The 21,133-nt window shown below is 46.1% G+C and carries 18 protein-coding genes; 2 read left to right on the forward strand and 16 right to left on the reverse strand.

Annotation, left to right across the window (positions count from 1 at the left end):
• From AXG56_RS06485 to AXG56_RS06525, 9 genes are all read right to left on the reverse strand, one after another.
• Entirely contained in the window at positions 1–2,079 is a 2,079-nt protein-coding gene (locus AXG56_RS06485) for a BglG family transcription antiterminator (protein WP_008639316.1), read from the reverse strand.
• 89 nt (positions 2,080–2,168) lie between these two features.
• Positions 2,169–4,073: a PTS mannitol transporter subunit IICBA gene (locus AXG56_RS06490; protein ID WP_026577249.1), complete on the reverse strand. Its 1,905-nt coding sequence runs from the start codon at positions 4,071–4,073 to the stop codon at positions 2,169–2,171.
• A 234-nt stretch (positions 4,074–4,307) separates the two neighbouring features.
• Positions 4,308–5,633: a 2-hydroxycarboxylate transporter family protein gene (locus AXG56_RS06495; RefSeq protein ID WP_026577248.1), complete on the reverse strand. Its 1,326-nt coding sequence runs from the start codon at positions 5,631–5,633 to the stop codon at positions 4,308–4,310.
• Between the two features lie 128 nt (positions 5,634–5,761).
• A complete protein-coding gene (locus tag AXG56_RS06500) occupies positions 5,762–6,469 on the reverse strand; it encodes a response regulator (protein WP_008639312.1) in 708 nt (235 codons plus the stop codon).
• Complete coding sequence (gene dcuS / locus AXG56_RS06505) at positions 6,462–8,072, reverse strand: DcuS/MalK family sensor histidine kinase (protein ID WP_062513690.1); 1,611 nt, start codon at positions 8,070–8,072, stop codon at positions 6,462–6,464. The genes AXG56_RS06500 and dcuS overlap by 8 nt, the downstream gene beginning before the upstream one ends.
• A gap of 124 nt (positions 8,073–8,196) precedes the next feature.
• Positions 8,197–9,225, reverse strand: a complete 1,029-nt coding sequence (locus AXG56_RS06510; protein ID WP_062513693.1) for a phosphotriesterase — start codon at positions 9,223–9,225, stop codon at positions 8,197–8,199.
• A gap of 130 nt (positions 9,226–9,355) precedes the next feature.
• A complete protein-coding gene (locus AXG56_RS06515; protein ID WP_008639309.1) occupies positions 9,356–10,081 on the reverse strand; it encodes an exonuclease domain-containing protein in 726 nt (241 codons plus the stop codon).
• A 2-nt stretch (positions 10,082–10,083) separates the two neighbouring features.
• Complete coding sequence (locus AXG56_RS06520) at positions 10,084–11,046, reverse strand: DUF294 nucleotidyltransferase-like domain-containing protein (protein WP_062513696.1); 963 nt, start codon at positions 11,044–11,046, stop codon at positions 10,084–10,086.
• 22 nt (positions 11,047–11,068) lie between these two features.
• Entirely contained in the window at positions 11,069–12,325 is a 1,257-nt protein-coding gene (locus AXG56_RS06525) for an ammonium transporter (RefSeq protein ID WP_008639306.1), read from the reverse strand.
• Positions 12,326–12,717: 392 nt separating this feature from the next.
• Between AXG56_RS06525 and AXG56_RS06530 the strand changes: the two genes are divergently transcribed.
• Entirely contained in the window at positions 12,718–14,241 is a 1,524-nt protein-coding gene (locus tag AXG56_RS06530; RefSeq protein ID WP_008639305.1) for a BCCT family transporter, read from the forward strand.
• 27 nt (positions 14,242–14,268) lie between these two features.
• On the opposite strand, the gene AXG56_RS06535 is transcribed toward AXG56_RS06530, so the two are convergent.
• The 4 genes from AXG56_RS06535 to AXG56_RS06550 form a co-directional block, all read right to left on the reverse strand.
• Positions 14,269–14,637 carry a hypothetical protein gene (locus tag AXG56_RS06535; protein ID WP_008639304.1) on the reverse strand — a complete coding sequence of 123 codons (369 nt, stop codon included), beginning with the start codon at positions 14,635–14,637 and terminating at the stop codon, positions 14,269–14,271.
• Between the two features lie 143 nt (positions 14,638–14,780).
• Entirely contained in the window at positions 14,781–14,984 is a 204-nt protein-coding gene (locus AXG56_RS06540) for a hypothetical protein (RefSeq protein WP_008639303.1), read from the reverse strand.
• A 98-nt stretch (positions 14,985–15,082) separates the two neighbouring features.
• A complete protein-coding gene (locus tag AXG56_RS06545) occupies positions 15,083–17,221 on the reverse strand; it encodes a type IA DNA topoisomerase (RefSeq protein ID WP_062513699.1) in 2,139 nt (712 codons plus the stop codon).
• 108 nt (positions 17,222–17,329) lie between these two features.
• Positions 17,330–17,953, reverse strand: coding sequence for a putative glycolipid-binding domain-containing protein (locus AXG56_RS06550; protein WP_008639300.1), 624 nt, complete (start codon positions 17,951–17,953; stop codon positions 17,330–17,332).
• Between the two features lie 263 nt (positions 17,954–18,216).
• Here AXG56_RS06550 and AXG56_RS06555 point away from each other — a divergent pair, with 263 nt between their 5' ends.
• A complete protein-coding gene (locus tag AXG56_RS06555; RefSeq protein WP_062513702.1) occupies positions 18,217–19,338 on the forward strand; it encodes a DUF2515 family protein in 1,122 nt (373 codons plus the stop codon).
• A gap of 20 nt (positions 19,339–19,358) precedes the next feature.
• Here AXG56_RS06555 and AXG56_RS06560 read toward each other — a convergent pair whose 3' ends face one another.
• The 3 genes from AXG56_RS06560 to AXG56_RS06570 are packed head-to-tail and all read right to left on the reverse strand — an operon-like array spanning position 19,359 to position 21,031.
• Positions 19,359–19,751, reverse strand: coding sequence for a VOC family protein (locus tag AXG56_RS06560; protein WP_062513705.1), 393 nt, complete (start codon positions 19,749–19,751; stop codon positions 19,359–19,361).
• A gap of 46 nt (positions 19,752–19,797) precedes the next feature.
• Positions 19,798–20,577 (reverse strand): class I SAM-dependent methyltransferase, encoded by a 780-nt coding sequence (locus AXG56_RS06565; RefSeq protein WP_035387979.1) that lies wholly within the window; start codon positions 20,575–20,577, stop codon positions 19,798–19,800.
• Positions 20,534–21,031, reverse strand: a complete 498-nt coding sequence (locus tag AXG56_RS06570) for a hypothetical protein (RefSeq protein ID WP_008639294.1) — start codon at positions 21,029–21,031, stop codon at positions 20,534–20,536. The genes AXG56_RS06565 and AXG56_RS06570 overlap by 44 nt, the downstream gene beginning before the upstream one ends.
• Between the last annotated feature and the right edge of the window lie 102 nt (positions 21,032–21,133).

The following is a 21,133-nucleotide window of genomic DNA, read 5'->3' on the forward strand; positions in this document are numbered from 1 at the left end:
TCATTCCTTTATTAGTTTAGTTTGAAGATAGTCTAAGAACAACTCCTCCAATTTTTCCATTATCAACGCATGATTAGATGAGGAAAAAATCATCATTGATGTCTGATCCTCAATAAGCCCGGTGCTGATCATGCTCAATATCTCCTGCTCCCTATTGCTCAAATCTTCCGGTGCAAGCATGAGTAGTAAACTCTTCATTGCAACCCGACCGCCGTCCATCCCTTTGACGACCGCCGGCTTATCCATATGCGCCACCTGAAACGTCAGCTCTTTGACATTAGCATCACGGCAGTGGAACAGCCCCATACTCGTAGCGGGAATACCGAGTCCACCCATTTGTTCCCGTTCCCTCAACCGATTTATGACTCTATCGGGATAGTCCAGAATTCCGTCCCTGTCTGCTTGTATCACCATTTCTCGCAAAACGTCCCAGTGGCTTTCCGCTTCTTTTTTCCTGAAAACACGGAAATGGTGAAGAATGGAATCCATACTCCGGTGAACATCACGAATTTCTTGAAGAAGTGACTTTACTTTGGTCTTCACAGGCGGCGACGGCTGTTCTTCCTTAGCAGCCGTGCTCCACTCTGCCTTCGTCGTCAATTTATCCACATTATTTTGAAGATACGCTTGAATCACATCAATATCCTCTTCCTTCAGCAATGGATTTGTCAATATATACTCCACTCCTGAAAACGGAAGTCTGACCGTCGAGATGACAATATCATATCGGTTTAGATCTGCATTTTGAAAATCATGAATGGATAAAATATCCACGTCCTGAATCATCGGAAGTTCTTTTTGGATTCTGCTGGCAAGCATTTTGGAAGCCCCGATTCCCGTCGGGCAGACAACTACCGCTTTAATTCTTACCCGCTCCTCTTTCATGACGAGGGCGGAACCGAAATGGAGAACGATAAAGGCAACCTCATCATCTGGGAATTCCATGTCTTCAAATACCGTTTCCAGGCTTCGTTTGACCGCCATGAACAAGACAGGGTACTTTGCTTTTATTTCTTCTTTCAATGGATTATATAAATCCATTTGCTGCTGCAGCCGGAAGATTGAAGGTCCCATATGAGCAACAAGCCCTTGGAAAAGAGAAAAATCATCAGTCATATCTTCATGGAGATTTAATGAAACCTCCCGGATCACTTTCCTGATCATATGGCTGAGGAGAATTTTATCATCATAGATTTTCTGATCGCTCTGAACCTTAGAACCCTTAAGTACAATCGTTAAATACTGGATATCTTCTTCGGTCATCGTTATGTCTTTCTCGAACAACCTGCTTTTTATCCTCTTCACTACCCGGTGTTCCGCCATGGCCTCTTCATCCATGTCTATCGGTTCCAGAAGGTGACCTTCCTGGGTTCTTTGAATGGAAAGACATAAATGGATAAGGAAGCCGAGGTAATCCACATCCACAAGTTTCCACTGTTCTTCTTCAAACGGAACACTTACCGCTTCATCCGCAAGCAGCAGGTATCCGGCATGCAAATAGCCGAGCACATCCTCTCCTCCGTGCTTTTCTTCTTTCAAAAGATAAAACTGCTCCATGATCTCTTCATAGAAATAGGCGAGAATAAAACTTGCAAGAGCCTGACGCATGCTTGTTTCTGATGCCGAAAGCTCCAAGCCGACTCCCCTTTTTTTGGAGATGGCAATCGTGAATTTCTTCAACCAGCTCTCCAAGTCCTCCAAGTGGGCATCCAGAGTTGCAATACTCACCCCAAGTTGGTTGGAGAGGACTTGTTTCTTGAAAGAAGGCCCTTCCCGGAACAGTATGAGAAGAAGTTTCAGCTTTTTTTCTTCCGGGGTTTCATCGGTCGTATGGACGGCGGCGAGGTCCTGAATGAGCTTATAAATGTGTTCATTCCTACCATCAATAAATAAACCTTCTTCTTTTGTCCGCTTCAATGTCAAATGGTACGTTTGAAGAAGCTTTTCAATAGATTTCAAATTTCGTTGAATTGTCCTTCCGCTTACCTCAAGCGCTGCGGAAAGAGAATAGACAGTATGCTTTCCTGATGTTCTTACAATTAAATCGATGATTGCTTTTTCCTTGGATGTAATAAACATGCGATCCTCTCATTTCTTTAAAGGTGCCGGTTAATCTTGTCCATCCATGCAAAGAGAAAGGCGGAAATTCCGCCTTTCTCAAATGTCCATCAATTGCTGCTGATAATATCCTTCAACTCTTTAGCGGTTTTAGCCTGAACCATGCGGTCAACATTGTCCTGTTCCGAACAAATAACAGCAATGCCTGACAAAATTTCCAAATGCGTTCCGTCTTTTCCGGCAATACCGAAGATCAGCTTCGCCGGTTCTCCGTTAAAGTCAACCCCATCCGGGACTTGAATAACGGTAAACCCTGATTTAATGACAGCTTTCTTCGCATTTTCCGTACCATGAGGAATAGCTACATTGTTACCCATATAAGTAGAAGTAATGGTTTCCCGCTCCAGCATAGCTTCTACATAATCGTCTTCCACACAACCGGCCTTAACGAGTGCTTCTCCAGCAAAACGAATGGCCTCCTCTTTTGTGGAAAAGTGCTGGTTTATAAAGATGTTCTCCTCTTTCAAGAGCTCCTCCTCTTGACCGGAAGTCTGTTCTGTCTTTCCATCATTTCCAGCAGCCGGCTCTTTGTTGTCTACCTTGTCGCTGGTGTCTTTCTTCAAGCTCGTAATCAGTTTCTCATATTCCGGGCTTGATAAAAAGTTATCTACGGAAATATGATGAGCGGATGGAAGCTTGCTTTTGGCACGTGGTGTCAATTCTTCCTGTGTAATTACGATTTCCGCATCCGAAGGAAGATTGCTTATTGATGTGTTCGTTACTTTGATATCAAGATCGGCTTCTTTCATCTTTTTACGTAAAAGAGAGGCTCCCATTGCACTTGATCCCATACCTGCATCACAGGCGAAAACAACCTTGCTGACCTCTTGAGGAAGGGTACCCTGATTCAATTGTCCGGAAACAGAGCTCTTTTTCCCTTTCATTTCTTCCATCTTCTTTGTAGCTTGATCGATATCCTCTTCTGCAGCCTTACTTGATTTCAATATGACGGCCGAGACGAGGAAAGAGACGGTTGTCGCTACCAGGATAGCGGCAATGTTTGCCACGTACGACACGCCCTGCGGAGGTGTGACGGCAAGAATAGCGAAAATACTACCAGGGGAAGCTGGTGACACCAAGCCTCCGTTTAAGAGGACCAGCGTAAAGATTCCGCTCATGCCTCCCAGAATTACAGATACAAAGAGCAGCGGCTTCATCAGCACATACGGGAAGTAGATTTCATGAATACCGCCAAAGAAATGGATGATACCTGCTCCAGGTGCCGACCTCTTTGCTGTACCTTTTCCAAAAATCATGAAAGCGAGTAAAACACCAAGACCCGGCCCCGGGTTTGCTTCCAATAAGAACAGGATGGATTTTCCGCCTTGTTGAACCTGTTCCAGCCCGATCGGAGAAAGAACGCCGTGATTGATGGCGTTATTTAAGAACAATATTTTTGCAGGTTCTATGAGAAGACTTGTCAAAGGAAGCAATCCTGCTCCAACCAGCCAGTCCACTCCTGCTACCAGGACTTCTGTAAAGGCGTCAACGGCCGGACCAATACCGAGATAAGCAAGGATGGCCAGCAGGCCACCGAGTATCCCTGCGGAAAAGTTGTTGATGAGCATTTCAAATCCTGCCCGAATTTTACCTTCGATCATCTGGTCGAACTTCTTAATCACCCATGCTCCGAGCGGCCCCATGATCATAGCACCCAGGAACATCGGTGTTTCCGGTGCCCCGACGATCACTCCCATCGTTGCAATGGCACCTACCACTCCTCCACGTTGATCATGGACAAGCTTACCGCCTGTATAACCAATCAATAGAGGCAGCAGATAATAAACCATAGGATCCACCAGATTGGCAAGGCTTTCATTTGGGATAATACCAGTAGGAATAAATAAAGCCGTAATTAATCCCCAAGCAATAAAAGCGCCGATATTAGGCAATACCATTGAACTGAGGAAGTTACCAAACTTCTGAACTTTTACTTTAATGTTTGATTCTGCCACATTCCTCTTCCTTTCATAAATCGTTTATCGTTACATGTTTTATGATAGGATAGCGCTTGCATATTCACAAGAAAGAGGAAAACCAACTTTGTCACCCGGCGGGTGACAAAATTGGTTTTCCTCATATACTTCTTTTCCACTTATATAATCATTCGTCTTCGCTCAGCCTTTTGAGGGTGTGGTCTACCTATAAAAAGGAAGACCGCTCTGCCTATTCACAAAGCGGTCTTTATCTTATATAAACAAGGGAACAAGCAGACCGGCAAGAAGCAGAATCAGCGCTCCTCCAAGACGGGAAGAAATCTGCGCAAAAGGCATAAGCTCCATACGCTTCGAGGCAGAAAGAACAGCCACATCTCCCGTACCACCCATATTCGCCATACACAGACCAGCTGTAATGGCGGATTCTATTGGATAGAACCCGACCAGCTTTCCAAGCAGACCGGCGCCGATGATCGCACCGAAGACTACCCCGAAGACAGTTAGAATGTAAGGAAGTGTCAACGCTTCGATGACAGTATTTAAATCCGTATAAGCGATACCGATTCCAAATAACAGGGCAAGCGTCCAATTGGATGCAACAAATTTATACCACTGACTGGCACCGTCCAGGACCGTTTGCGGAATGACATCCGCTATTTTCGCTACAGCTACCAGGATAATCATTAACGCATATGGATGAAGAGGAATGAAATCGCCAAGAAGCCCCCCCAGAGAGAAGAATGCTATGGCAGCAAGCATTCCGACACCCATTTTCTTAATGTCGTACGTATGCTTTTCTTCCTTTATTTTGAAACCACTCATCAACTGTCCGTTACCGCTTAAGGAAGGAACCTTTCGACCGAGCATATCCAGCATACTGGCAAGGACGATAGCAAAAACATTGCCCAGAGCGAGTGCGGGAACAAGCATGGAAATATAGTATCCCGGGTCATTTCCCATCAACTCCGAATAAACCTGACTCATTGGCACAGCACCTGCTCCCATACCCCCGCCCATGATCGGCATCGTAATGACTAGTACCGCATCTCGAATGGAAAAACCGGCGATCGCACCAAGCAGGCCGGCAAATAATGCTGCACCAATCAAAGAACCGAAGATCGGAACGAAATAACGCAGCCCGACTTTAACAAGTACCTGCTTATCCATACCGAGAATACTTCCTGTAATGAGTGCGGCGATGTAGAAATTAAGAAAACCGCCATCCGTCATGAACGTGGTCATGCTGTCGACCGAAGCCGCCGGGAGCCAGTTCATATAGACCATAAATGCTGCTCCGAAAATGGCTACGATCGCTCCCCCGCCAAGGAACGTTTTAACGATCGGTGTATGGTCGCCGATCCAACCAAGCAGTTCTCCGAGAACGATCATGAGGAGAAGACTGCCGATCATACCACCGGGAAGATTACCAGTATATAAACTAACCAACGTGATTACAGCAAAAATTCCGAACCATACTACCGGTAACCCGAAGATTTTCGGCGTTCTTTTCTCCTGCTTTAATTCCGTGACATTTCCTGTCTGCTTTTGCTCATACATATTACCTGCTGTTTGCGCCATTTCACCACTCCCTTTATAGTAAGCGTTTTCAATTGTTGAACCTATCATAAGAAATTCTGTTATTTATGAACATATTGTGAAATTAATTTATTTATTGAAACTAAAAAAAGCAGCTGCGGAAGCTGCTTTCATAAGTATGGATGGAGGACATGATCCTGCCCTTCTTTCGTCTGATAGAGATATATCGGACGCCCTACACCGTAACTGAGCGTCTCCTCCAGGTATTGTATTCGACTCAAAAATTTCAAATACTTACGGATCGACACCCTTGAAATGGCGGTTGCATCCGAGAGATCTTCCGTCGAGAAGGTTTCCCCCTTTCTAGCCTGAATTGCTTTATGAACGCGGTGAAGCGTGTTCTTCGTCAACCCTTTCGGGAGTTCTGCCGGAAGAGGAGACGCTTCCGACGAAGGCCGCAGCCATGAATCCAGATCTCTTTGACTCATATGGTCTTTCTGAATCCATTTACTCCGCCGCCCTTTATATCGCAATACGGCCTCTTCAAACCTTTCAAATTCAAACGGCTTGATCAAATAATCAATGGCACCATAACGCATCGCTTTTTGTATATGTTCCCTGTCGGACGCTGCCGTTATCAGGATGACATCGACATTCGCATTACGGTTGCGAATTTCTTTCAACAGTTCCAAACCGTTCATTTTGGGCATGTATATATCCAGAAGTACCAGATCAACCGCTGCATCTTCCAAATATGGAAGAACGTTCTCACTTTCTTTGATGACTTTTACCGTCGTAAAACCTTCCATTTGGTGGATATACTGCTTATTCAATTCTCCCACCATGGGATCGTCTTCCACGATCAGAACTTTAATCATGATATTTCCCTCCTGGTTCATATGGCAGAAGCACCGTAAAGGTCATGCCGCCCGAATCGTTCCTCTCCATTTCCAGCGTACCACCTTCTTCTTCGACCGTTTTATTAACCAAGAACAGGCCGAAGCCTCTGTGGAATCCTTCCTTGGTTGAAAAACCCTTCTCCAGAATTTTATTTTCAGCTCCCCTTGGGATCCCTGTTCCTTGATCTTCTACAGCAGCCTCCAGCAGGCCGTCGATATAAGAAAGGAAGACGCGGATCCGTTTACGACCGCTGTTTTCGGAACTTTCGATTGCGTTATCGATTAAATTACCTAGAATGGTAATTAATTTGTGTGAAAAAGCCGGATTTTTAGATGGCGGGATCTCCGTCTCGCACTCGATGGTCATTCCAACCTGCGCTTCCCTCGCATAACTGATCTTGCCGATAAGAAAACCTGCCAAGGCGGAATCTTTAATATACTTCGTCACATGACCGACCTCATGCGCCTGATGCTCCACAAGGGTTCCGATGAACTCCTTCAACCGTTCATATTCTCTCATTTCGATTAATCCAAGCAGGACGTGCAGTTGATTCATGAACTCGTGGGACTGGGCTCTCAGCGTGTCTGCATAGAGCTTAACGCCGGTCAGTTCCTCTGCCAGCCTGTTCACTTCCGTCTTGTCTCTGAACGTCGCAATGGCACCGATCACTTCCTCTTGAACGATTAACGGGACCCTGTTTGTAATAATGGCCACCCCGTTGATTACCTGCTCTTCATCCAATTCGCCCTCTTTCGTACTTAAAACCCGCTCCAAAGAAGTTCCCGGCAGAAAATCATGGATGACCATCCCAATCGGTTCTTTGGCTCCCAGACCCGCTTTTCGAAAGATTCGCCGCGCCGACTCATTGACGATAACAATTACTCCATCACGGTCAATTGCAATAATACCTTCTCTCACCGAGTGAAGCATTTGGTTACGCTCTTCATGAATTCTTGCAATGGCATAGGGCTCCAGTCCGAATAAACTCCGTTTAATATACCAAGCCAGCAGAAAAGCACCAGCGATACCGATCAGCACACCGATGATCGATCCAATAAGAATCTGCCTCTGGTTTTGATGAATCGATTCTTCCACCGCCTCAAGAGAAATACCGACGGACACCGCTCCGATTTGTTCGCCCTTTCTGTTTATTACTGGAGCAAAAGCGCGCAGCGACTGCCCGAGTGTACCTTCCGACTTCGATACGTAAGTCTTCCCTTCGAGCACCCTTTGCTCATCTCCTCCTTGAAACGGCTTTCCAATCAAGGATTGGTTTGGATGAGAAAGGCGAATCCCGTTCATATCCATGACAACAATAAATAACACATCAGAAGCTTCCTGTACCGACATGGTATATTCCTGTATATCCATGTCCGCTTCCCCATTCTCCAGTTCCTGCTGAACCAGTCTCGACTGGGCCACTGTCTTGGAAACGATCCCGGCCTTTTCTTCCAGCTGGTTCTCTATGTCACTGCCGGTCGACCGGGTAATTAAGAGATCTGTAATCAACAAAGATAAGAGCACGACCAGGCAGACGAATATCATAATAATCGTGCTGAGTTTCATGCGTGGTTTTGACATAGAACCCCCTCATTTCCGACCTAAGTTTAATCGACTTTCTATATCATACCAAAAGAATACTGCGATGAAACCAGGAGGACCGTCAAAAAAACACCGGTTCCTGTTTTCGGAACCGGTGTACGATCTAATTTATATGCTTTGTTTCAAGCCTGTCCATTTTTCCTTCCACCGCTCCTCCTCCAAATAAGCGGGCAGCATTGGAATGAAATATCGTAGTTATCTGTTCTGATGAAAGGATCCCCTTCTCAAGGAGCTCCGGGAGGATATTTTTAAAAAGATGATCAGGATGCCAATTGGCAAGCAGGGATTGTAAAGTTTCCGGAAGAACAGGCTCCCTTCCCCACCATGTGTTTACCGTATCGTGAGCAAGAAACAACTGATCTTCATAGCCCATGCCTACAAGGGCCGTTAATACAGCAAGCCTCTCTTCATCTTCCGGTGCGCCAACAATGCCTTGAAGCCCAAAACGGTCGAGTGCCACATACGCTCCCTTTTTCAATACTTGTAAATGCTGATTTAAGTCACTTGTGCCACACATATGACCAATGACGACCTTCTCCGGAATCGCGCCCTCGTCCGTCAGGAAGTTTATCTGCTCCGGTCCCATCGTTCCCTCCTGGGTATGTGTCAAAAGGACAATCCCCGTCTCTTTTTGAACCCGCACCGCTGCCCGGAAAAACATCTGCTCATACTCCGTGATCCGGCCCTTGCTTGATGCCAATTTAATGATCCCGGGTTTAATTCCCGTGCCTTCGATCCCTTCCGTAATCTCTGTCATGAACATACTATAGATATCTTCTTCCGCTGTACCGAGCTGTTGTCGAAACTGGAAGTAAGGCGTTGCTCCTTCTCCTTCATAATAAAACCCCGTCGCGCAGATGATATGAAGGCCTGTAGCTTCAGACACCGCTCTCAACAACTTCACATCTCTCCCGCACTCATTAGGCGTGGGATCGACAACCGTTTGGACGCCGTGTTCCATCATCAAAGCCGCCGTTTTTATGCCCTGTGCTTTCTTCTCGTCAAAATCGAAGCCGCCAAGTGTCAAGTCCCCGTGAAATCCAGGATATCCGAAAAAAAAGTGCTCGTGAATCAACGTTTTACCCAATTGATCCACATGTACAAGTCCTCGTACCGTCTCCACCTTACTCACTTTTGCTCATCCCCTTTACATACTAACTGGTTGGTATGTTCGTGGTAGTATGCATTAAATATAGTATAAGTAAAGAAAGGAAACAACGTTTATTTGAATAACCGAACAGCACAAAAAGGTTTTTGTGCTGTCAATCTTCCATATTGGCAAGTCTTTCGTAGACATCGTTCAAGTTGGAATATCCCTGCCCTTGAACGAGCCGCGCGCTTTCCACCCAAATTTCCGCTGCTGCTACCGCATCGTGCAGGGCATGGTGCCTCTGTTCATTCGTTATACCATAAACGTCACAACAGGCATCCAAACTAAGTTGGTGTTCCTCACTAAGGGTGAGTCTCGTCAGAAAAGAAGTATCGACGAGTCGATGCTGAAACTTCTTCTTTAAAGCAAGCCACGTGGCATGCTGCATGAACTGTTTCTCATGGGATGCATGATGTGCTACGAGTACATCATCCTTAATATACGTATAAAACTCTCGAAGTACCTCTTGGAGAGACGGGGCGCCATGGATCATTTCTTCCGTAATTCCCGTAAGCTGCGTGATTTCATCCGATGGCGGAACCTCTGAGGAGACGAGGGAATAGAAGGTATCCTCCTTCACTACCTCTCCTCTTTTGACCTTTACGGCGCCGATGGACAGGATGCGGTCCCCGTTATATGGATGAAATCCGGTTGTTTCTAAGTCAAAAACTGTAATCGGAAGGTCATTAAACGGAAGAGAGAGCACATCCTTCTCTTTCATTTGACGCTCCAGACTTCTCATATAGGCCACGCTCGTCGGATCCTTCTCATTCAAGGAAGAGAAACCGCTCCCCAATCTCCCGGAAAGATCCTTTACGAATTGAAAGAAGGGGTTCATACTTATCCTCCTCCCCTTATGTGGTGCCGCGTTTCTGACACCAACTGCTTCCCATGCTTCATCCATCGCTTTAACAACCGTTTCTCTTCCTTATCCAAAATAGAAGGAGAAATCAGATGTACGTTTTCATAATGATCCGCATCCCGACCCCATTGAATTCGGTATTCCAACAACTTCCGAAAGTCATCTTCATACTCGGAGAGGCTTGGATAATACGATAACAGCGCACGGAATCTCTCCAGGGTGGAAGGTGGATAGATGCCTTCACATAGTGCCAGAATTCTCAAGGCGTTCACATAAGGAAAATAAACGGTTTCTTTCACGTTTATTTTCCCTTTGCCCTCCCCTGTCTGTTCCGTCAAAAGCTGACCAAATACTCCTGTCCCTTTTTTCATGAATTCCATATTTTCATACAAGCGTTTATAAAGGTGAGGGGCCTTGTGCAATTGTGAGAACGCATGGGCTTTTACCTCTTCCAAAAGAACAGGATCCCCATGCAGCACCCTCGAATCAAAAAATATTGTAAAATGGCGCAGCGTTTGCCAATCTTCCGCTTCGAGCCAACTGCGAATTTGTTCCTTGAACCTAACTGTACTTTGACACCATAGCGGATTGGAAGCCATGACTTCTCCTTCACACCGATCATAACCAACAACTTCCAACCCACGGCTCACTTCTTCTCCAAGACGCAGGAAGTATCCCTGTAGATGGTCCTCTCCTGAAAAAAGAATGCCGTGATCCTGATCGCTCCAAACCGACTGCTCACCTCTGCCGGCACTACCCATTAAATAGAAAGCAAAAGGAGCAGGGGGATCACCCTGCTCTTTCGCTACCTGCCGCCTGGCCAGACGAAACGTCCTTGTAATCAAACGATCATGAAGTGCGTGCAGTTCCTTATGGCCATAAAGAGCAGACTGCAATCTCATATCCCGATACTCTCTTAAAGCTTCATAAGTATCCAACATCGTATCCCTTCCCGATTCTTATTTAAGCACCCGTTTTCGGAGGTGTCAGGTTCTCTGGATATCCATATCCTCCATGCTCACTCAAGTCAAGACCCATAATTTCTTCCTCTTCCGTTACGCGCAAGCCTCCCATCGATTTATCCATGACCTTCAGGATAATATAGGAAACGATGAATGCATAAAGTCCACAGCTTACGACACCTAAAAGCTGGACTCCAAGTTGTTCAAACCCGCCGCCGTAAAACAACCCGGGGCGCCCGACGGTCGCCAATTCCGGAGTAGCGAAAAGACCGTTGGACAACGTCCCCCATACTCCGACCGTTCCGTGAACAGAAAGAGCAAAGATAGGATCGTCAATTCTACGTTTGTCAAAGAAACGCATACTGAAGAATACAAACGCACCGCCAATCAAACCGATAACGACAGCCGCCCATGGCTCAACAAAGGCACAGGAAGCCGTAATGGCGACCAACCCTGCCAATGCGCCGTTCAGCGTTGTCGGCACATCTGCTTTACCCGTGATCACCCACACCATCAGCATGGCTCCAACCGCACCTGCCCCAGCTGCAAGCTGCGTGTTCAAAGCAACATATCCGAAGAAAGCATCTGCCACCCCGAAGGTACTTCCCGCATTAAATCCGAACCATCCCACCCAAAGAAGCAGTACCCCAAGCGCCGTGAATACTTGGTTATGTCCCGCAATTTCATTGGATGATCCGTCCTTATTGTATTTGCCGATCCTCGGCTTAAGGATCATCGTAGCCGCAAGCGCGGCCATGGCACCTGTCAAATGGACGACTGTCGATCCTGCGAAATCCTGCTTTCCATGCTCGGCTAGCCATCCGCCGCCCCAGATCCAGTGAGCAATGACAGGATAGATGATAACGGAAAACAAAACAGCGAATATGACATAAGCGATCAACTTGGCACGCTCAGCGAACCCCCCAAAGGCAATAGTCATAGCAATGGCCGCAAAGGCGAGTTGGAACATGAAATCAACCGAACCGGCAAGCCCCTCGCCCATCGTTGTGGCATCACCGAAAAAGAAATCAGAAAATCCAATGATGGCATTGCCCTCACCGTAGATAAGACCGTAACCGACAGCCCAGAAAACTAAAGAAACAATCCCTACAGTGAAAACTGTTTTGCCCGCAATGTGTCCCGCGTTCTTCATTCTCGTTGAGCCTGCTTCCAGTAAAATGAATCCTCCCTGCATCAGTAATACGAGGATTGTACAAACGATGATCCATAAATTATTCATAAGAAACGTTGAATCCATCAGCCCATCTCCTAATGTTAGATTTTATTACATTGTATGTTAGTTAAGAGTTTAGCAAATACTGAAAATTTTCACAATACCTATGTTAACTTTTTTTACATGACCTTAAAAAAGAGACAATTTCTTTTTATTCTTAAAGAAAACGGACGATTACAGCACGATTTAGAGGATACGAGAAATAGGTCGTCGAGGTGCATAACCATCTCCTGTAAAGCTTCCCTACGTGATTTTGCCGTTTTCTAATCTTATGTTATGCTCTTAAATGTCGCTCAAATTTACGAAAAAATAAGTATGTCAGGCATCATGAATAGACACTGGTTTTCTTTATACCTAAACAGGGTATGAGGAAGTTTGAAGCGTCTGCTTACATACACGTATGAGGTGAAAGAAGTTTGAAAAATGTATCTAGTGTATTTTGGTATGGCATCGCCATCTGTGCGCTTGTCATCATTTGGGGGGCTGTCGGCCCTGAACATTTACAACATGTAACAGAATCAATAACTGCGTTTGTTTCCGATCGTTTCGGCTGGTATTATCTACTTCTCGTCGTTTTGATTTTAATTTTTTGTGTGTACCTTATTTTCTCGAGGTTCAATACGATTAAATTAGGAAAGGAATCAGACGAACCCGATTTCAATCTTCCGACATGGTTTGCTATGTTATTTAGCGCAGGGTTGGGAATGGGACTTGTGTTCTGGACGACCGCCGAACCCATTTCCCACGCATTCATCAACAGCCCGATTGCTAAAGAAGGAAGTGACGAAGCGATTAAGCAATCGCTTCAGTTTTCATTTTTCCATTGGGGCATCCACGCCTGGGCGATTTACGCCTTGACTGCCCTCGTCCTTGCCTACTTCCGTTTTTACAAAGGTTACTCCGGCCTGATCAGCCCGACGCTCATTCCTCTCTTCGGTGAAGAACGAATGAACGGACCGCTCGGGAAGGCCGTGGATACGATGGCTGTTGTAGCTACTGTCGTAGGGGTCGCAGCCATACTAGGTTTCGGTTCTGCTCAAATCAACGAGGGACTCGCCTTTCTGTTCAACGTTCCGACCAACTTCACGGTACAGCTGATTATCCTTACTGTATCAACAGTCCTGTTCCTTGCGTCAGCATGGTCCGGTGTAAGTAAAGGAATCAAATATTTGAGTAATGCCAATATGGGACTCGGTTTCCTACTTATGATCATGCTGTTCATCGTTGGTCCGACCCTGTACATCCTGAATATGTTTACTTCTTCTATCGGGAGTTATATCGCAAATTTCGTAGATATGAGCTTCCGGATCGCTCCCCTTGATGAAGACGGCCGAAGCTGGATTAATGACTGGACTCTCTTCTATTGGGCATGGTGGATCTCCTGGGCACCATTCGTCGGTATATTCATTGCCCGTATATCTAAAGGAAGAACCGTTAAAGAATTCATGCTCGGGGTTCTACTCGTCCCATCATTGATCTGCTTCATTTTCTTCACCGTGTTCGGTGTTTCTGCATTGAACCTGGAGCAGTTGGGCATAGAGAAAATCTCACAATTCCCAGTTGAAACGGCGACGTTTGCAACGTTACAGCATTATCCCCTCGGTACAGTTATGTCATTCCTTACACTGTTTGTCATAGCAATATTCTTCATTACATCCGCCGATTCAGCGACATTTGTCCTGGGAATGCTTTCTACAGGGGGATCCATGAACCCTCCGGGATTCGTCAAAATCCTTTGGGGCGTTTCGCTGTCAGCGATGGCAGCCATCATCGTGTATTTTGGCGGAACACAGGGGCTGCAAAACGTCCTGATCGTCGCTGCTTTTCCATTCTCCATTATTCTTATGTTAATGGGCGTATCTTTCTATAAAGCAATAAACGCTGAAGTAAAAAGAAAGAAACGAAAGAGAAAACGCACCCATAAAAAAGAGCTGTCCTAATAAGGACAGCTCCTTTTTTTCAGTATTCTACTCTCCTAAACAAGGCTTGGAGAGGCGGTTTGTTTCCTGCGGTACATAGAACCCTTCTACTTTAAACCCTTTCCGTTCCAGGAAACGCACGGCCAGGTTCCTCTCCACCTTATCCGCGCAGATCAACACAACGCGGGTCGACGAAATATTCGGGTAATACCTTCGCAGATACGCAAGCGGGAGAAGCAGCGTGCCGTCGCACGCCTCCTTGGAGGACACTTGGTAATCCCTCGTATCCACGACGATGACTCCCTTTTCAAGTGAGGAAGAGGGGTGCCTGTTGAAATCCTTCAAGCCAAACACAGGTAAATAGCGCTTGGAAAACAGGATTAGGATCAATAATGGAATAATGACAGCTAATATCATACAATCACGCCTTTCCATCCACACACTATATACCCAACAGGGTAATGAAGTCAAAGAATAGACACTCCCATGATCCATCTATTCAAATGAAGTCTGCAAAAGACGAAAAGAGTACCAGCTTTATGCTGGTACTCTTCTTCCATTCATCTGTTCCCGTCTTCGAATTTTTCTTTATAAGCTGCGAGCGCTTGTGATATCGTCTCTACAATAGACGTATCATTATGAAATGCCAGACGTCTGTACTCTTGAAAATCTTCCGGATAAATACGGACAGATTTATATTGCTGCTTTTTCTTCCCCATCGCCTGACTCATTTCATCAGTGGACTTTTCTTCCTTATCCGGCATTTCCTATCCCCATCCTTTGTTACGTATCCCCTGTATCTATCTCTCCCTGAACATTATACATTATTTGTAATAAATGTTAAGTAAATATGGATGAAGGGTTACTTATTGTCTTTCGTTTTATTCTCAAAATCAAATTTTATCTTGTTCTTTTCATCCAGAAGCAGCGCTGCATTGAATTTTTTCTTCCCTTTAAAACCCTTCAGAACTCTCGTCTTCCGTTTCTCGCAGAGCGTTTTAATCATATGCTTTGTAAGCGTCTTTCCGGCGATCCGCTTTGGAAAAGAAAGCTTACATCCCTCTTTGTAGGCGGAGCATCCGTAGAACCGTCCTCGATCCATCACGCCTCCCTGCTTACAGGCTGGACATTGCGCGATGGCTTCCCCCGTTCTTGTTTGAGCAGCTGCGCGTACTTTCACTTTTTCTACTTGACCCGGCGTTTCTTCTATAAGCTTATGAATGAATTGTCCCGTCTGCTTAAGAAATGAGTCACTGGAACCTTGTCCGTTCCCGATTTTCTTCAAATACGTCTCCCACTTCGCCGTCATGGCCGGACTCGACAATAATGTACCGTCGATCGCTTCGCAGAGCATACGGCCTTTCTCTGTAATGCTGACGATGTTCTTCTTCACTTCGATGTACTTCTGTACTTTAATTGTCTCGATGATCCCTGAACGGGTGGCCTCTGTTCCTAGCCCTTCCACCTCTTTCAAAATCTCATGATCCGCTTCATCCTCGATATACTTTCCGCACGTCTTCATCATGTTGATCAGCTGCCCCTCGGTGTACGGCTTCGGCGGCTTCGTCATTCCTTCTTTAATATGTACAACAGCTTCCACGCCTTCATCCGGCTTTACAGGCGGGAGGATGTCCTCGTCGTTTGTTTTCTTCCCAGTCGGAAACAATTCCTTCCAGCCCTTCTGTACTTCTACTCTCCCAACGGAGGTGAACAGCAGTTCCTGAACTTCCGTCTTAATCGTTGTCTCTTCATAAATATAATCCTCATGAAACATGGCGAGTGTCGTCAGGACTACTTCTTTGTATAAATTTGTCTCATCGCGTGTGAGGCGTTCTATAGCAGACGCAGTCGGCACCTTCTTCGTGGGGACGATAGCATAGTGCTCCTGTACTTTTCCATCATCGACGTACCGCTTCTTTGGATAGGTAGAGGACGGTTGGAACGTCACTCCCATCGACTGCTGATACTCTTCCAGATTATTGCGCAGGTAACTGAACTCACTTTTTGTTATGTGCTGGCTGTCGGTTCTCGGGTAGGAGACCAGCTTCTTCTCATACAGCTTCTGCACGGTCTTCAACACATGGGAAGGGCTGTACTTCCATTTTCGGTTCGCCGTACTCTGCAGGGTCGATAAGGAATGAAGCTTCGGAGATTTAATATGTTTTCGTTTTTTCTCCACCGTCTGCACGCTTCCTGCTGCCCGGGCACCTTCCTCGATGTTATGTTTTATTAACAGCTCCTCCACGACATCTTTCTTATCTACTTTAACCTCAGCCATCCCTTTATAAGTCCCCTGCCGGGATGTAAAGGTCCCTTCGAGCTGATAAAAGGGGGTAGAAACGAATTGCTCTATCTCCATCTGCCTTTGGTAGATCATATAAACGGTCGGGGACTGCACCCTTCCGATCGAGAGACTTCCGGCAAAACCTTTTTGCTGCATTAAAAGAGAAAACAACCGGCTCGCATTAATGCCGACGATCCAGTCGCTGATCTGCCTTGCCTTGGCTTCCTGGAACATTAACAGATCCCGTTCGTTCGACTGGAGGTTTTGGAATCCTTTCCTGACTTCATCCTTCTCCAGGGAATTGATCCACAAACGCTTAATTGGTTTATGACGTACCCCTGTGAGACGGAGTATACTATAAAAAATATTCGATCCTTCCCGATCGACGTCCGCAGCATTAATAATCATGTCCGCCGCCTGGAACCAGCTCTTCACCGCCCGGAATTGAGCGCTTTTTCCTGCCTGTACCTTTTCACGGAAATTATCAGGAATGATCGGCAGTTCGTCCAATTTCCACGTTTTCCATTCTTTCTTATAATCGTGGGGTTCCTTTAATTCTGCAAGATGACCAATCCCCCAAGTGATAACAGCCCCTTCCGGAAAAATGGGGTCCGGTTTTATGACAATATGGGTTTTCGTTTTTTCTTTCACTTGAAAGGCGTCTGCATATGCCTTCGCCTGGGAAGGCTTTTCCGCCAATATAACTACCGTGTTCATGAATGTTGTTTCCTCTCCTCTTAGCTGATTGGTCCACTCTACTTTAAGTATAAAACTTCTTCCTGTATAAAACAAAAACCCCGCGGAACGGGGTAGGGAAAGCACCAGTTAATAAAACGCGTGGAAGGCCATGGTTTCATTTGTGGAAGGAGGCTTCTCCCCGCTCTCTTCCGACTGTGCAGAAGCAGCCAAGGTAAACACCCTTGGATATTCCATGACTACTCCACTTTCATCGACAAAAATCTTTGTTTCATATTCTCTGCATTTATACTGGAAAACCCGTTCTCCGCCGTCAACGCCTAAATACGTGTAGGTCTGGAGTACAGGCGCAGCCTCTTCTTTCCACACGTCGATATATACCATCTTAAACGTCCGCTTCTGCCCGATCTCCCACGACACCCGGTTGATCGGAAACATGTTGGATAAAGGGGTGATGGACAGATCCACATTCGTAGCTCCATCCATATTCTCGTCATAGCACCCATTCACATACCATTTATCTTCCTTCTCCGTCTGGACGACAAACGGCTCCTCCCTGTCCTCCTTATATATTTTCACCTTCTTCGTCTTCCAGTCGGATCCGAGCTTGATCGAATATCTGATTCGTACAGGACGCTCTTCACGGACCAGCAGGACCGTCCCTTCCGCCTGCATGTAATCTTTCTGATGCTTGATCGTCACAAATTCTGCTCCCTGGTCTTCAAAATTAGTCCACAACAGCTTTTGTTCCATCCTATCCCTCCTTCGATTTTTCAGCTTTCATCCAACGCTTCACTTATTCCTTCCCCTGCGAAGAAAACAAAGGAATAAATGGGACATAACCTCCTCTGCCCTTTTCATATCCTTGGATAAACGGATAAGAAAACGCCTGTTCCTTATTCTTTGACATTCGTCATCGAGTGCAAAATAACCTTCCTTTTTTTACATGAAAAGGAAGGTTTCGCGGATACTATGTAGTATAAAAAAACGGCAAGGTGAGAGAGGAGACGACAGGCATGCTGGACGGCGGTCGCTGGTTGAAGAAACAATTGAAACAAACGCTGAAAGCGAAGGGCGTCAGTCACCCCTTATCGATGAAGGATAAAGAGATCATCGAAGCCATCCGGAAAGAGACGGTAACGGCGAACCGGAACAACTGCACCAGAACTGCAGCATATTTCCAGTATTATCGAAACAACCCGGAAATGCACTGGTCCCTGCTCGCTCACCTTGTTTCCAGAAATGCAGGGTGGAACATGACGGACCTTAAGGGGGAATATCTCCCTGTATTATTATCAGGAAAAGAACAAGTCGATTTCTTCGTGTTTTTGGAGCGGGGAAACTGGCTTATTTTTCAGGATGCTTATCCGCAATTGCTGTTGTATCAACACAGCAGGCAGATCGGCAGACCTCTCTTCCACCTGCTCGCTCCCCTCGGAATTTCTGCGTTCATGCTTCCTTTTTGGGAGAAGTTCTGGGACGATGGGAACAGTGAAAGAATCACCAAAGCCCTGATCGTTAACGAGCAGATGTATATTGAGGAACGTGTCGTCCAGAATCATCAATATATGCAGACCGTGACGGACAAAGTCATGTTTAAGCTGCAGGACATTCTTGACTTTAATCACATCCTATTCCCTTACGAGACTCCGAACCAGAAGAAAACAAAGCTGATTGGAGGAACGGTTCATCACTTCTCTGCCGTCGATGCGCGTGTCTTCTTCGGCAAGTCTTTATACCATACTCTTTTCTCTGTAAAGTCACGATTGGAGCAGATTACAGCGTGGTCAGAAGCACATGTGCATTCCGGATCAAGAAGCGATTACTGGCCGGACTTGTTCAGCCTTGTAAAGGAAACACCACCAGGGAAGGTTCATGAGCTGTTAGAAAGTCCATGCAGAAGAAAGCATAAGGGTCCTAAAATATACAGCCCTCCACTTGAGCAGGCATGGGAAGACTGGACACATCAGAAAGCAGAGCCTGGAGACTGGTTCCGAAATTTAACTACCCTTCGATGGATGAAAGCGAAAACAAAAGAGTTGGACGAGGACATCGAGTCCAGCTATTGTCGAACGATTGAAGAGGTGGAGATGGCTGTCACTGCCAAACACACCTTTAAGAGGGGGGAAGAAGCCTGATTTGCTTCCCGCCCCCTCCCTCACTTATACTCTCCACTCCCACTCCATACATCAATCCTGTTACCGTCCAAATCGAAGAAGATAAAATTTCTGCCCGGGTGCCCCCTGTCTTCCAACTCCCCAACCGAAACGCCCGCGGCGATTAAACGGGTTCGAAATTCCTCCAACTCTGTGATCCCATCCACTTCCAGCGTAAGAGACGGACGCACAACTCCTTCCGCGTCAATAAAATCAGACGTCTGCCCCGATGGAGAACGTACAAGAAAGAAGCTCAAATTGGCAAAGTCGAAGATCGCTTTATCTCTATCCACAAAATGACTGCGGATGCCCACCTTCTCTTCATACCACTCCTTCGCTCTCTTCACATCACAAACTGGTAAATAAATGGTTCCCACCCGCATCCTGCCCTTCAAAAAATCACCCTCCTCTTCTATACAACCTTAACGAAGCGCTCGGCACCTAAAGCCTAACATTCACTGCCCTTGTCGCCATCATCGTCTTGATGTAAGAATCGACCAGCCTCCCGTCCCCGAAGTTGTCTTCATACATATCCGTGATTACGAAGCCGGCATCCATCTGTCCCTGGAGCTGGTCCTCCAGCGTATGGCCGAATTCGAGCGCTTCGCCTTCTCGTACTTCTTCCTCCAGCGGAGAATATGGAATCTTATGTACCACTTCCAACTTGCCTGCCGCTTCTTTTTCCTCATCGAACAGATATAGCACTGGATTCATAAACCCGGAGATAAGCACCCCTTTTTCTTTCAGTACGCGGGAGGCTTCCCCCCAAACGGGACGAATGTCAGGAATAAATACATTAGACACGGGATGGATGATCAAATCGAACGTTTCATCACGGAAACAGGACAGATTTGTCATATCCCCTTTCACTGTTTGCAAAGAGAGCGATTCGGCTTTTGCAACTTTACGATCCTGCTCCAGCTGCTTCTCCGACAGATCGAAAACCGTGACGTCTGCTCCTGCGGCTGCAAGTACCGGGCCCTGCTGCCCTCCCCCTGAAGCTAAACAAAGAACCTTCCGCCCCTCCATGGAAGGTGGGAACCAGTTTCTCGGTATTTGCTTATCTGCCGTTACCCCGATCGACCAGACGCCTGCCTTCGCTTCTTCCACAGTAAGAGAGGAAACCGATGCTGTGTAGCGGACTCCTTCCTCAACCTTCTTGTCCCATGCTTTGCTGTTATGTTCTGTTACATGCTCCACGTTCTTCCCCCTCTTCCTCATTTGTATGTAAGAATGACATCGATACACGCTTTCCAGACAATCCGTCAAGCTCTCTAAGCAGCGTTTCCCTATCCTCTTTTTTCATATTCTCTAAATATATTTCTTCTTCTTCTCTGTCTTTTCCTGTTTGTAGCACGAGAATTTCTCCGTCAACCAGCTGCATCCTTGTAATCTCTTCAAAGGGAACAGAGATATTCCTGTCGATCCAATTAGCCCGGATCTTCAAGTGGTCTTTACCAAGGGAGACATATACCCGTTCCGGCATCTTTCTGTAGTAAATGAATTTAGCGATTCCCAGCACAAAAAGAAATCCACTCGCAAGCATATAGAATGGTTCCACCCTGTCGTGTACGTATAATGAAAAAACTACGGTCAGCATGACGCCACCGATTTCCAAAAAAGACTGGTTCGATTTCTTGATCCAGGTTTCTCTGTTACTGTAAAGAAAACGCATCGCACGCATCCCCCTTTTCTTTTCTATACGGGTGACGGCTGATCATCGTTTCAATTATCCGAATTGTCTCCTAATTTAAATCAAAAAAACCCCCGGAGTTCT

It is taken from the genome of Halobacillus sp. KGW1, assembly GCF_001592845.1.
GTDB lineage: Bacteria > Bacillota > Bacilli > Bacillales > Halobacillaceae > Halobacillus.

Coding starts and splice junctions, on each gene's coding strand:
- AXG56_RS06485 (WP_008639316.1), bottom strand. CDS start 2,079: ATGTTTATTACATCCAAGGAAAAAGCAATCATCGATTTAATTGTAAGA.
- AXG56_RS06495 (WP_026577248.1), bottom strand. CDS start 5,633: ATGGCGCAAACAGCAGGTAATATGTATGAGCAAAAGCAGACAGGAAAT.
- AXG56_RS06500 (WP_008639312.1), bottom strand. CDS start 6,469: ATGATTAAAGTTCTGATCGTGGAAGACGATCCCATGGTGGGAGAATTG.
- dcuS (WP_062513690.1), bottom strand. CDS start 8,072: ATGTCAAAACCACGCATGAAACTCAGCACGATTATTATGATATTCGTC.
- AXG56_RS06515 (WP_008639309.1), bottom strand. CDS start 10,081: ATGAACCCCTTCTTTCAATTCGTAAAGGATCTTTCCGGGAGATTGGGG.
- AXG56_RS06520 (WP_062513696.1), bottom strand. CDS start 11,046: ATGTTGGATACTTATGAAGCTTTAAGAGAGTATCGGGATATGAGATTG.
- AXG56_RS06525 (WP_008639306.1), bottom strand. CDS start 12,325: ATGGATTCAACGTTTCTTATGAATAATTTATGGATCATCGTTTGTACA.
- AXG56_RS06535 (WP_008639304.1), bottom strand. CDS start 14,637: ATGATATTAGCTGTCATTATTCCATTATTGATCCTAATCCTGTTTTCC.
- AXG56_RS06540 (WP_008639303.1), bottom strand. CDS start 14,984: ATGCCGGATAAGGAAGAAAAGTCCACTGATGAAATGAGTCAGGCGATG.
- AXG56_RS06545 (WP_062513699.1), bottom strand. CDS start 17,221: ATGAACACGGTAGTTATATTGGCGGAAAAGCCTTCCCAGGCGAAGGCA.
- AXG56_RS06550 (WP_008639300.1), bottom strand. CDS start 17,953: ATGGAACAAAAGCTGTTGTGGACTAATTTTGAAGACCAGGGAGCAGAA.
- AXG56_RS06555 (WP_062513702.1), top strand. CDS start 18,217: ATGCTGGACGGCGGTCGCTGGTTGAAGAAACAATTGAAACAAACGCTG.
- AXG56_RS06565 (WP_035387979.1), bottom strand. CDS start 20,577: ATGAGGAAGAGGGGGAAGAACGTGGAGCATGTAACAGAACATAACAGC.
- AXG56_RS06570 (WP_008639294.1), bottom strand. CDS start 21,031: ATGCGTTTTCTTTACAGTAACAGAGAAACCTGGATCAAGAAATCGAAC.